Raw genomic sequence first — 12,482 nt, forward strand, 5'->3', positions numbered from 1 at the left:
GCCCTCAGGACGCACGACGGCCACCGAGCCGGGCAGGGCGCCCGGGTCAGTCGTCCGCGAACTGGGGGGCGCGCTTCTCGCGCATGGCGGCCAGGCCCTCGGCGGCGTCCGCGGTGGTGAGCGACTCGCTCTGCAGCAGCGCCTCGAGCCGCGCGGCGCCCTCCACGTCCCAGCCCAGGAGCGTCTTCATGGTCTGCTTCATCTGACGCACGGCGCGCGGGGAGGAGAGGGCGATCTCGCCGGCCAGCTCCATGGCGCGCGGGAACACCTGCTCGCCCGGCAGGGCCTCGCTCACCAGACCGATGCGCTCGGCCTCCGCGCCGATCACCAGCCGCCCCGTGTACAGCAGCTCGGACGCGCGCGACACCCCCACGAGGCGGGGCAGCATGAAGCTGATGGCCATCCCCGAGTGCAGGCCCAGCCGCGCGAAGTTGGCGCCGTACTTGTCGCGCTCGTTCGCGATGCGGATGTCGGCCATCAGCGAGAGCCCGAAGCCGCCGCCCACCGCGTGACCCTGCAGAGCGGCGATCACGGGCACGCCCACGTTGCGCAGCTCGAGGAACGGCGCGTACATGGCGAACGAGCGCTCGTGCGGCAGGCCGTTCGGGTCCCCGGTCTTGAGCGAAGAGTGCAGGTCGGCCCCGGCGCTGAAGCACGAGCCCGTGCCCACCAGCACCACGGCGCGTGCGCCTCGGTCGGCCTTGGCACGCTCCACGGCCACGGCGAAGTCCCCCAGCAGCTCGGGGGTCATGGCATTGCGCTGGTCGGGGCGGTTCAGGGTGAGCACGCCGACGTGGCCGTCGCGGCTGTACAAGACTGCGGGTTCGGTCATGCGCCGGGTTCTGGAACAGGTCGCTCGCGGCGTCGAGTGGTCGCCATGGGCTGTGCGTTTTCCCTTTGGCGCAAAGGGGAACCGTCGCCTTCGCCGTCGCCGTCAACGACCAGGACAACGACGACGATGAAGGGGGTCGCTGGCTGTCTACACCCAGGCACCGCTGCCCGGGCCAGCGCCGTGTGTCACACTCCGGGCGTGCGCGCGCTCGCCCTCGTGACCCTGGCCCTCTGGGCATCTGCCTGCCAGGGCGGCGGGGCGCTCGGCGGCCCGGACGGCGGGCCGGAACAGGGGCCGCCGGACCTGGCGCACCTCGACGCCGGCGACCGCTGCGACACGGTGGACGAGTGCGATGACGGGGTGGCCTGCACGCGCGACGTGTGCGACCTGCGCGGCATCTGCGTGCACACCCCCGACGCGCTGGCATGTGACGACGGGGCTTTCTGCAACGGGGCCGAGGTGTGCGACCCGACGTTCGGCTGCGTGGGTGGCCCGCTGCGCGACTGCAACGACCGGAACGTCTGCACCCTGGACCGCTGCGACGAGTCGCGCCGGATGTGCCTCCACCTCCCGCGCGACTTCGACAACGACGGCGAGGCGGATGCGCGCTGCGTGGGGGGCAGCGACTGCGACGACGCCGACCCGCTGCGCGGCACGCTGCAGGCGGAGCTGTGCACCGACGCGCTCGACAACGACTGCGACGGCGACATCGACGAGGCGGCCTGCGGTCGCCCAGCCCACGACCTGTGCGACGACGCGCTCGACGTGAGCGCGGGTGGCCTGTTCGCCATCGCCACGGCGGGCGCGCGCGACGACTATGGCGCTGCCTGCGCGGGGCCGGGGCGCGAGCTGGTGGCGCGCCTGGTGCTGGACGAGACGTCCGACGTCACGCTGCGCGCCGCTGCGCCGGGCACCACGCAGATCGACCTGCGCTCCAGCTGTGGGGGAGGGGGCCTGGGGATCGCGTGTGACACCGACTCACCCGGCGAGGTGCGCCGCCGCAGCCTGGCGCCCGGAACGTATTACGCGTTCGTGGCCAGCAGCGCGGGCGCCGTGGAGCTGAGCGTCAGCCTCGATGAACCGACGCTCCCGCCCGCCAACGAGACGTGCGCCACGGCCACCAGCGTGGTGCCCCCGTTTGCGGCGAACGGCTCGTTCGTGGGGGTGGCCGACGACCTCGACCTGGCCTGTGGGCAGCCACTCTCGGGCGACCTGGTCTATCGCTTCAGCGTGCCGCCCGGTGCTCCCCAGGATGCCGTGGTCGCGCTCGCCGCCACCTCGAGCGCCGACTCGGTGCGCTTCTCGCTGCGCACCGACTGCGCCGATGCTGGGAGCGAGCTGGGCTGTGTCCGCGGCAGCCCGGCGGGCGCCCGGTTCCGGTCGCTCACCCCGGGGGACTATGCGCTGGTGCTGGAAGGTCCGGCCGAGCGCGAGGTGGACTTCAGCTTCGAGCTGCGCCTCGAGCCCGGCACCAGCCCGCCCCCGGGCGACGACTGCACGGCGCCCATCGACACCCCGCTGAACGAGATCGTGCACGGCACCCTGGGCGACAAGCGCGACGCCATCGAGACGGCCTGTGGGTTCTTCTACCGGGACGCGGTGCACCGCTTCGTGCTGCCCAGCGCGAGCGACGTGTCCATCGACCTCTTGGCGGGCGAGAACGGCATGGCCTACGTGAGCGGGGCCCTCGCGGCGACCTGCACGAACGACTTCACGCCGCCGGTGGCGCAGTGCGGTGGGGGTGCGCCTGCCCAGCTGCTACGCTTCGCGCTGCCCGCTGGTGAACACTTCCTGGTGGTGGAGGCGCCGTTTGCGCCCACCTACCAGTTGGAGATCCACACGTCCCCGCCCACCAACGTGGTGCAGGCCACCGGCAACGACACGTGCGCGGAAGCGATCGTGATCCCCGACGTGCAGAAGGCAGTGATCGTGGGTGACACCACGGGCCTCGCCAACGACGTGGTCTCGCCGTATTGCGGGAGCGGCGCCGCGTCCCCGGACGCCACGTTCCTGCTGGACCTGAACACCGCCAGCATGGTGCGCCTCGGCACCGCCGGATCGTCCTTCGACACAGTGCTCCAAGTGTTCCTCGAGAACGCCATGTGCAGCAACTACCCCTATGCCTGCGACGACGACAGCGGCGTGGGCGGCACGTCGTTCATCGAGCGCGAGCTGCCCGCGGGCCGCTACCACGTGGTGGTGGACGGCTTCGGCGCGCACAGCTCGGGGGCCTACGTGCTCACGTTCGAGCGCGGCCCGTTCCCTCCCTGATCGCTCGCCGGAAATTTGCGCTGCGGCCGGCGACTGCGGTACCGGAAGGCATGCGCAGCTTCGACGACGACGACAACGCAGTGGTCCGGCCCTTTCCGTTCTTCCGCGCTGGCGTGCGTGCGGATCCGGCTGTGGCGAACCGGCCCATCCTGGTGCTCGAAGACGTTCACAAGTACTTCCGCGCCGACAAGCCCACCCTGCGGGGCCTGAACCTCACCGTGGAGCGCGGCGAGTTCCTCTTCGTCACCGGTCCGAGCGGGGCGGGGAAGAGCACGCTGCTGCAGCTCATCTATCGGAAGCACACCGTGGACGAGGGGCGCATCCTCTTCTGTGGGCGGGACATCGCGCGGTTGACGCCGAAGTCCATCCCCTACCTGCGGCGCAACCTCGGTGTGGTGTTCCAGGACTTCAAGGTGGTGCAGCACTGGACGGTGTTCGAGAACGTGGCCATCGCGCTCGAGATCCTGGACATGCCGCAGCGCCTGGTGCGCTCGCGCGTGGTGGAGACGCTGGAGCGCGTGGGGCTCGCTGGTCGCGGTGGAGAACGCACCAGCAACCTCTCCGGTGGAGAGCAACAGCGCGTGGCCATCGCACGCGCCATCGTGACCGAGCCGGCCTTGATCCTGGCGGACGAGCCCACGGGCAACCTCGACCCGCACCTGGCCATCGACATCCTCACGCTGTTCGAGGAGGTCAACGAGACGGGCACCACCGTCATCTTCGCGAGCCACGACCACTCGCTCATCAGCAAGCGCGACCACCGCATCATCTCCATCGAAGATGGGCGGGTGTCGGAGGCGCGTCGTGGCCTGCGCAGCTGGTCGGCTCGCGGGATCATCAGCGCGGCCGAGACGGGCCGTGGCAGCGGCGTCCACAAGCACCCGGTCGCGGTCTGAACCACGCGCGGGCGAACTCGAGAACTTCAGCGGAGACGGTGACGCGATGGATATGAAGCAGCTGGTAACGAGGGCGCGACGAGGACTCCGCGAGGAGATGCGCCTCTATCTGGTGGCGGTCTCGAGCCTCGCCATCGCGTTCCTGTGCCTGGGTGGCGCGCTGCTGGCGCTCACCAATCTGTCGGCCATCGCGCAGGCGTGGGGGCAGTCGAGCCGCATGACGGTCTACCTGCGCGACGGCGCCGAGACCGAAGACATAACGCAGCTTCGAGCGCTGGTGGAGACCCTGCCCGAGGTGAGCGACGTCCAGCTGCTCACCAGTGAAGAGGCACGCGCGCAGTTCCTCGAGCACTCCGATGTGGAGGCCGGCCTGGCCGCGCTGCCCGCCGAGGTGTTCCCCGCCTCGCTCGAGATCACCCTGGCCGACGGCACCGCCGCACCGCGCTCTGCGCGCATCGCCGAGCGCCTGGCGCAGTTTCGCGCCGTGAGCGACGTGGAGACCTACCGCGGCTGGTTCAGCCGCCTCGAGAGCCTGCTGCACGCGGGGCGCGCCATCGCGGGTGCCCTCGCGCTGCTGGTGGCGCTGTGCGTGTTGGCCGTCATCGGCAACACCATCCGCCTGGCCGTGGCGCGCCGCCGCGAAGAGATCGAAGTCATGAAGCTGTGCGGCGCCACCGACGAGTTCGTGCGCGGGCCGTTCGTGCTGGAGGGCAGCTTCCAGGGCTTCATGAGCGCGTTGCTGGCGGTCATCTTGCTGATGGCTGGCTTCCTGATGGTGCGCGACGAGCTCGACGCCACCGTGGCCGCGCTCACCGGCGTGCGTGCTGCCTTCCTGCATCCCCATCGCGCTGGTCTCGTTGACGCTCGGCGGCGCCGCCGTGGGCGCCATCGGCAGCGCGCTCTCCCTGCGACGCTACCTGGCGGTGTGATCATGAAGCGACGTCTGCGACTCCTGCTCTTGTGCTGCCTCGCGCTGACGACCCCGGTCGCGGCGCAGCCCGGCTTCGCGCCGTCGTCGCTGGGCACGGCGCCTGGGTCGCTGGTGGAGGTCGACGAGTCGATCGCCACGCAGCAGCTCCTGGTGCGCACGGAAGAGTCGCGTCGCGCACGGCTGGCGTCGGAGCTCGACGCGCTCGGCTCGGCGCGCGCCGACTTCGAGCAGCGCATCATTCGGCAGGGCCGCGCGCTCTACCGCATCCGCCGTACCGGGCTCTTGCCCGTGGCGGGTGGCTTCGAGGCCATGCTGGGGCACCTCTCCCGCGTGGAGCGCCTCGAGCGCCTGGTGCAGCGCGAGATCGAGAACGTGCGCGCCACGCGCGACCGACAGATTGCGCTTCAGCGTGACATCGCGCGCCTGGACCAGAGCGTGACCGACGCCCGCGAGCGCCTGACGCGCTTGAGCGAAGACCGGCGGCGCATGGAAGAGCAGCAGCAGCTGGCCATGATGTACGAGCAGACCTTCATGGCGCCGGCCCTGCCGCTCGCGCCCGTGGCACCCATGCCGGGCATGGGGCTCCAGCTCAGCGATGGGAGCGCCATCGGACCCACGTTCGCCACGATGCGTGGTCGCTTGGGCATCCCCACCGAGGGGCGCTACCGCACCACCGACGTGCAGCGCGAGGACGGGCCGGCGGTCGAATTCCGCGTCGAAGGCGAGGCGCCTGCGCGCGTGGTCGCCGACGGACGCGTGGCCTTCGTGGGCCGCTACGGGACCTATGGTCTGATGGTCATCGTGGAGCACGGCGACAGCTTCTTCACCGTGTACGCCGGCCTCAGCAGCACCGACGTGCAGAACGGCAGCACCATCCGCATGGGGCAGCGCGTGGGCCGCGTGATGGGCAGTCCGCTGCTCTTCCAGGTGCGTCGAGGCACACGGGCGCTCGACGCCCGCAGCTGGCTGGGGATCTGACGGTCATGGAGGGGATCGACGACTACACCTTTCGTGAGACCCCTCCTACGCGGGACTCGGGCGCGAACCAGACCTGGGACGTGCTCGCGGCAGGATCCGTGGTGGCGCGTGCCGACGTGTACTTCGGCGAGTCGCAGTGGGGTGTGCGCCTCATGGACAAGCTTCCCCAGCACGACCCCTCGGACCTCTTGCGCTTGGTCGCACGGCTGCTCGTCTGGGAATGCGGCTGCCGCGCGGACACCATCGACGTGGTCTTGGCGCGCACCGGCGATCACTATCCGCTGATCCGCACCGGTGCCGACTACATCTGAGCCGACCTTCAGCTAGCCGCGAGGTCGGCGTCGGTCGGAGCCGGGGCACGCTCCGAGATGGGGCAGAGGTGGTCGCGCTCGTGAACCGCAGCCACCACGCTGGCGTACACGTCCAGGGCCAGCTGCAGCTCCGTGCCGGCCTGCCGCGCGTCCGAGACTCGGAAGTCTAGGAACGAGTCGCCACACACACAGCGCACCACGTCGGGGCCCGCCACGGGCGCCTCACCGTCCGTGAAGATGGCTGACTGCAAGCCGGACTCCGCCACGAAGGAGGCCATGGAGGCGTCGAGGTCTGCCACCCGGGTGCTGGGCGTGAGCGCCAGCAGGGCGTCGGGCAGGGCGGCACGCACGCGCGCGGTCACGTCGTTCAGGGGCACCAGGCGACGCTGCGAGGCGACCATCGCGCGGTCGAACACACCGGCCACCCGAATCAAGCCCGCCAACACGATGGCGAACAGCACGAGCGCCACGGTGGTCTCGAGCCCGCGCCCCAGCGACGCCGCCACGGCGGCCACGGTGAGCGCCGCGCACACGCCGTAGAGCGTGAGCACGGCCCGGCGATGGGTGAGCCCGAGGTCCAGCAGTCGATGATGGATGTGGCCGCGGTCCGCCGTCATGATCGGCCGCCGTGTGATCGCCCGCCGCAGCATGGCGATGGCCGTGTCGGCGATGGGGAGCCCCAGCACCATGATGGGCACCGCGATGGCCACCACGGTGGTGTTCTTCACCAATGCGCCCAAGAGCGACGTGGCCGCCAGCACGAACCCGAGGAACATGCTGCCCGAGTCGCCCATGAAGATGCTGGCCGGGTTGAAGTTGAACACCAGGAACCCGACGATGGCGCCAGCCAGCGTGGCCGAGAGCAGCATCACCATGTAGGCATCGCCGATCATGCCCATGGTGAAGTTGCCCACGCAGGCGAAGAACGCGACGCCTCCCGCGAGGCCGTCCAAGCCGTCGATCAGGTTGAGCGCGTTGATGATGGCCACGAACCAGAGGCAGGTGGCGGGGATGGACAGCCACTCCAGCTCGAGGGTCCCGACGTAGGGCAGCAGCATGCCTTCGATGCGATAGCCGCACGCATAGGCGAAGAGCGCGGCGAGCGTCTGGACGGCCAGCTTGGTGCGCGGCCTGACCCCGCGGATGTCGTCGAGCGCGCCGAGGATGGCCACGATGAGCCCGCCCCCGAGGAGCCCGATGATCCGCTTGGGCTGCGCATAGAAGATGGAGGCGACGTAGCTCTCGGTGAAGAACAGGGCCACGAGCGGGATGAAGAACCCCAGCACCACGGCGATGCCCCCGAGGCGTGGGATGGACCCCGCGTGCACGCGCCGCCCACCTCCCACGTCGACCGCACCCAGGCTGCGGGCCACCCACTTGGCGAAGGGGATGAGCGCGAGGGAGACGAGGAAGGCTCCGAGAAGAGCGACGGCAGAGGAGCGCATCGTCGAGACTCAGCCGGCGGCGTCCGCTGGGTCGGCCGTGTACGCGTACGACTCCGAGCGGTAGTACTGATGGTAGCCGTAGCCGTAGGTCCGGCTGTTGATGTCTACGTCGTTCACCACGCAACCGATCATCACGGCGTCGACGGCGCGCATCTGGCGGAGAGCTGCTTCGACGCTCTCCTTCGTGGTCTGCTGCGCGCGCACGACGAGCATGACGCCGTCCACTTGGGGGGCGATGATGGCCGAATCCGTGACGGCCCCGACAGGCGGGCTGTCGAAGATGACCCACTCGTATTGGCTGGTGGCGGCATCACGCAGAGCCTTGAAAGCAGGGGTGTGCAAGAGCTCCGATGGGTTGGGCGGCACGGGGCCCGAAGGCAGCAGGTCGAGGCCGTCTACCTCGGTGTGGGACACTGCCTCGGCCAGCGAGCACTCCCCGAGGATGACCGATGTGACCCCCACCTTGTTGGTGATGCCGAACGGCTTGTGGGCGCGCGGCCGGCGCAGGTCCGTGTCGATGAGCAGCACCGACTTGCTGGCGTGCGCGAGCGCGATGGCGATGTTGCACGCGATGGTGGTCTTGCCTTCGCGCGGCGAAGCGCTGGTGATGACGAAGCAGCGCGAGGGGCGCGCGGCGTTCATGAAGGTGAGGTTGGTGCGGATGGTGCGCGCGCACTCCGCCGCGGCCGAGGTGGGCCGGTGGTGCGAGCTGAGCTCGGGCAGCTGCATCTCGGTCAGCTTGGGCAGGATGCCTACCACCTTCAGCCCCAGCGCCTCCACGTCTTCCACCGACTTGAGGCGGCGGTCCAGGCGCAGCAGGAGGGCGATGAGCGTCAAGCCGAGGATCAAGCCGCCTGCAGCACCGCCGCCGAGGTTGGTCATGAGCACCGGGCTGATGGGCGACTGCGGGGGCAGCGCGCGATCCAGCACGCGAGCGTGGGTGACCTGGAGCATGCGCGTCAGGTCCGTCTCGGTCGTGCGCTGCAGCACCAGCTGATAGAGTTCCGCCTTGTTCTCGCGCTCACGGTTGAGGCGCTGGTACTCGATCTCGCGGAGGTTCAGGTCCAGGCCTTCGCTGTGCGCTTGGTCGACGGCGGCGCGCAGGCCACCTTCCACGCGCCGGGCCTCCTCGAACTCACCCTCGGTGCCGTGGATGACCGACCGCATCTCACGCACGAGCTGCTCCTGCTGCGTCCGAATCTCCGCGTTGAGCGCCACCATGTCCGGGTGGTTGTCGCCGTAGCGGACGGCCAGGCGCTCCCGCTCCCCCAGCTTTTCCACCAGGGCGGCGCGCAGCTCGATGATGGCCTCCACGTTGGTCAGGCCAGACAGCGGCGCCTCGAGCGGGTCCATGGACAGGGCGCGGCGCAGGCGGTCCGCGCGGGCGGCGAGCTCGATGCGGCGCGTGCGTGCGGTGGTGAGCGCATCGCTGAAGGCCAGGATCTGGCGCGCGACCACGTTCTGGTTTTCTTCGAGCGACAGGGAGAGGACGTCATGCTCGCGCTTGAAGTCGTACAGCGCGTTCTCGGACGCTTCGAGGTCGGAGCGGAGGTCCGTGAGCTGACCGTCGAGCCACTCGAGCGCCGTGACCGTGGAGCGCATACGGTCTTCGAGCGTCTTCTCGATGTAGGCTGCGCCGATGGCGTTGGCGATGTTGGCAGCGCGCTCGGGGTCGGAGTCCTGGACGACCAGGTTGACGAGCCGGGTGGTGGGCACGGGCTCGACCGTGAGCCGGGCGCCGAGTAGGGCCGACGTTGCCTCGATGGTGCTGCCCTCGAAGCGCTCGGCGGCCTCGCCGGTGTGTCCGTGGAAGCCTGCATCTTCGTGCAGCGCCAGCTGACGGACCACGCGATCGAGCACGTTGCGGCTCGAAATGACTCGGTTTTGTGTGTCGAAGAACTCTCGGCTCGCCCAGAAATTTCCGAACGGGTCAGCCACGTCCTCGACGCCGCGCCCCAGCGGGCGTGGCGGGTTGGGCTCGTACTCGAGCGTGCTGATGGCGCTGTAGACGCGAGGCTGGCGCGAGGTCCAGACCGCACCGCCCACGCCGCCGAGCACCGCCAGCACGAGCGCGATCCACCCGAACCGCACCACGAGGCGCATGAATTCGCGGGGATCGAAGCGTCGCCCCCCACCCCCCTCGAACACGTCTTCCCCGCTCATGGGCGGACGCCCCCTCGCGATGAGGAGTAGAGGACGTCAGGGTGACGAGAGGGTGCAAGCATAGGCTGGAGAGAGGGCGCTGCCTTGGATGCGAGCGCGCGTCGAAAGTTCATTTTGCGCTCACCTTGGAACCGGCGCCAGTCCACGGGGCGATGACGCCGTCAGCCGACTGACCTGTTGTTCAGCACTCTGGCACTGTGGGCTCTCCCGTCCGGCTTGGCGGCACACATGCTGTGATGCGGAGCGAGCCAGGCCGATGCGTCCGTCCCGGACCGAGATCTGGAGCAAGATGGCCGCTCCTGGGCCGCTCGGGTCGAGGTCGATGGAGGAGCGGATGAGGGCGATGCCCTCCTCGGGGTGCCCAATGTCGACCAGGACTTGTCCGTGACGGGCGTCGATGGCCGCGAGCGCGCTGCTCTGCCCGGCTGCGTCCCGGCGCATGACCCGCACGATGTCGTCGACCACTTCAAGGTCTCTGGCTTCACTGGCCAGCCGCACCAGGTTCCAGCGCGTGCCGTCTGGAAGGCTGGGTTGGTCTCGCGCGGCGAGCGCCGCCGCCGGGTCCACCAGGATCAGGATGTCCATCCAGACGGCGATGGCAGCCGGGTCCTCCGGGTGGGCCGCCCGGAGCGCCTCGGCGCCCGCTCGCGCATCACTCGGCTGCGTGCGGGCCATCGCGGTCAGGTGTCGGGCATGGGCTCCGAAGTCGTCCGTGCCCTCGGCCACCAGCAGCGCGTCCAGGGCCACACGAAAGTCGGCGCTCACCCCGGCGCAAGCGCGGGCTCGCGCGACCGTTTCGGCGAGCGACTCCGCGTCCACGCTGGCGCGCCGGATGTGCTCGACGTCGGCGTCTCGGGCGAGCACTTCGCAGAGCGCAGGGGTGCCCGCGCCAGCATGCAACCGGTCCGCCTCGCGCACCTCGATCAAGGCTTGGTCGGGGCGTCCCATGCGGACGAGCCAGAGCGCCGCGAGCCGATGCGGCTCGGCCCACTCGGGTGCCAAGTACATGCTGCGGTTGAGCCAGCGGCCCGCACGCGGCGAGCCGCGCTCCGCGTACGCGTGACCGAGCGACGCCGTCAGCAGGCCGTCGGCGGGATGGAGCGTGGCGACTTCGCGCTCGATCTCCGCCAGCGCGGCGGTGGAGAGGGAGCCGGCCTGGAGCCGGGCACGCGTGGTCGCCGGGTCGTCCACGGGAAGGCGCACCACCAGCGCCGCGACGCCCAGCGCGGCCAGGGTGGCGATTCCCCACACGTAGTACGCGCTCTTGCGGGCCGCGTGTGCTCGCGTCCAGGCGATGCCGGCGCAGGCGGCGGCGGGCACGGCGACACCGGGGAGCTCCAGCGCGAAGTCGAAGAGATCGTGGAGGAAGAGCATGACGAGCACGCCCGCGCCGAGCGCCGCCGATGTCTGTGAGGTGCGCAGCGCGCTAAAAGTGCCGCGCGCGAACCAGGCGATGGCCAACACGGTGACCGGGATTCCGAACTCGGTGCCGTACTGGATGAGGATGTTCTCGGGGTGCGTGTAGCGGGCCAGGAACGTGGAGCGGTACATGAAGGCGGGTTCGAAGGCGCCTCGTCCCGCTCCCGCGATCCAGTGATCGAGCGCCAGCTCTCCCCCGCGACGCAGGAGGTCGAGCCGCTCGATGTCATTGAGGCCCTGCGTCTCGCGCACGCGGAAGAGCAGCAACCCGAGGCCGACCAGAGCGGCGATCACGAGCGCGCCGAGGACGAGCTTCTGCACGATCTCGACGCGTGCTCCGGCACGACGTGACAGCTGCACCGCGATGCCCGTGGCGATCAGCAGGCTGAGCGCGCCGCCGCGGGACGTAGTCAGGAGCGCGAGGCAAGCGGCCATGGTGGCAGCAAAGAGAGCCATGCTCTTGCGCGCGCCAGGCTCTTCTTGGATCCCGAGGCCCAGGCAGAGCAGGGTGGTCAGCGCTGCGAACGCGCTGAGGTGGTTCACGTTGATGATGGGCCCGAAGACACGCCCACCCACCACCGGCTGGTACACCCCGAAGACCGTGGTGGCTCCGAGCGCCGCGTGTCCCAGCGACACCACCACCACCACCGAGCAGGCGAGCGCGATGGCCCGCATGAACCCGCGCGGGCGCTGCCGCTCCACCAGCAGGCTCAGCGCCAGCACCGTGCAGATGACGTTCAACCCCAGCAACATGCTGAGGCGCGTGCGGCCTGGGTCACGCGAGAGGGGGACCCAAGAAGGCGCAGGGTCCCCCAGCATGGCAGCCACATGCAGCGCGTCGTCGGCGGCCAACGGCGAGAGCGCCTGCACCAGCGCGATGGGCAGGGGCACCGTCTGCAGCACGGTGACGGCCCCCAGCGCCAGCAGCGCAGCCATGCCCGGAGACCACGGCAGCGGCCGCGCTCGGTCGCTGAGGACCACCGCGAACAAGAGGATCACGCTCGAGACCGCGCTGGTGGCCAGCCCCCACGAGAAGGCCCCAGCCAGCATCAGCGGCGCGAGCGCTACGTGCACGCCCACGAGCACCTTGGCCCACAGCTGCGGCGGGGGCTCGAGCGAGCGTCGGCGTCGGCGAGCCCGGGTTCGCTGACGGCGCTCTCGAATGCTCGAAGGCGCGGCTGTGGTCTCACTCGACATTCGGCTGGCAGGGTCCCGGCGCGAGGGTAGCAGGGCGGG

General features: G+C 70.2%; 8 protein-coding genes. 4 read left to right on the top strand and 4 right to left on the bottom strand.

The window, feature by feature from the left end:
- Positions 1-46: 46 nt before the first annotated feature.
- Positions 47-832: an enoyl-CoA hydratase/isomerase family protein gene (locus IPI43_26760; protein MBK7777679.1), complete on the bottom strand. Its 786-nt coding sequence runs from the start codon at positions 830-832 to the stop codon at positions 47-49.
- A gap of 198 nt (positions 833-1,030) precedes the next feature.
- Here IPI43_26760 and IPI43_26765 point away from each other — a divergent pair, with 198 nt between their 5' ends.
- Genes IPI43_26765 through IPI43_26780 form a run of 4 tightly spaced genes read left to right on the top strand, consistent with a single transcriptional unit; the run spans position 1,031 to position 6,219 of the window.
- Positions 1,031-3,103: a putative metal-binding motif-containing protein gene (locus IPI43_26765; protein ID MBK7777680.1), complete on the top strand. Its 2,073-nt coding sequence runs from the start codon at positions 1,031-1,033 to the stop codon at positions 3,101-3,103.
- A gap of 50 nt (positions 3,104-3,153) precedes the next feature.
- The gene (locus IPI43_26770; GenBank protein ID MBK7777681.1) at positions 3,154-3,999 is read left to right on the top strand and encodes an ATP-binding cassette domain-containing protein; all 846 of its coding nucleotides are present in this window, start codon (positions 3,154-3,156) and stop codon (positions 3,997-3,999) included.
- 52 nt (positions 4,000-4,051) lie between these two features.
- Positions 4,052-5,908 carry a peptidoglycan DD-metalloendopeptidase family protein gene (locus IPI43_26775; protein MBK7777682.1) on the top strand — a complete coding sequence of 619 codons (1,857 nt, stop codon included), beginning with the start codon at positions 4,052-4,054 and terminating at the stop codon, positions 5,906-5,908.
- Positions 5,909-5,913: 5 nt separating this feature from the next.
- A complete protein-coding gene (locus tag IPI43_26780; GenBank protein MBK7777683.1) occupies positions 5,914-6,219 on the top strand; it encodes a hypothetical protein in 306 nt (101 codons plus the stop codon).
- Between the two features lie 8 nt (positions 6,220-6,227).
- Here the strand turns inward: IPI43_26780 and IPI43_26785 are convergent, their stop codons facing one another.
- From IPI43_26785 to IPI43_26795, 3 genes are all read right to left on the bottom strand, one after another.
- Positions 6,228-7,664: an undecaprenyl/decaprenyl-phosphate alpha-N-acetylglucosaminyl 1-phosphate transferase gene (locus IPI43_26785; GenBank protein MBK7777684.1), complete on the bottom strand. Its 1,437-nt coding sequence runs from the start codon at positions 7,662-7,664 to the stop codon at positions 6,228-6,230.
- 9 nt (positions 7,665-7,673) lie between these two features.
- Complete coding sequence (locus IPI43_26790; protein ID MBK7777685.1) at positions 7,674-9,827, bottom strand: polysaccharide biosynthesis tyrosine autokinase; 2,154 nt, start codon at positions 9,825-9,827, stop codon at positions 7,674-7,676.
- A 120-nt stretch (positions 9,828-9,947) separates the two neighbouring features.
- Positions 9,948-12,326: an O-antigen ligase family protein gene (locus tag IPI43_26795; GenBank protein MBK7777686.1), complete on the bottom strand. Its 2,379-nt coding sequence runs from the start codon at positions 12,324-12,326 to the stop codon at positions 9,948-9,950.
- Between the last annotated feature and the right edge of the window lie 156 nt (positions 12,327-12,482).

The organism is Sandaracinaceae bacterium (assembly GCA_016706685.1).
In the GTDB taxonomy this organism is placed as follows: Bacteria; Myxococcota_A; Polyangia; order Polyangiales; family Houyiibacteriaceae; genus JADJJE01.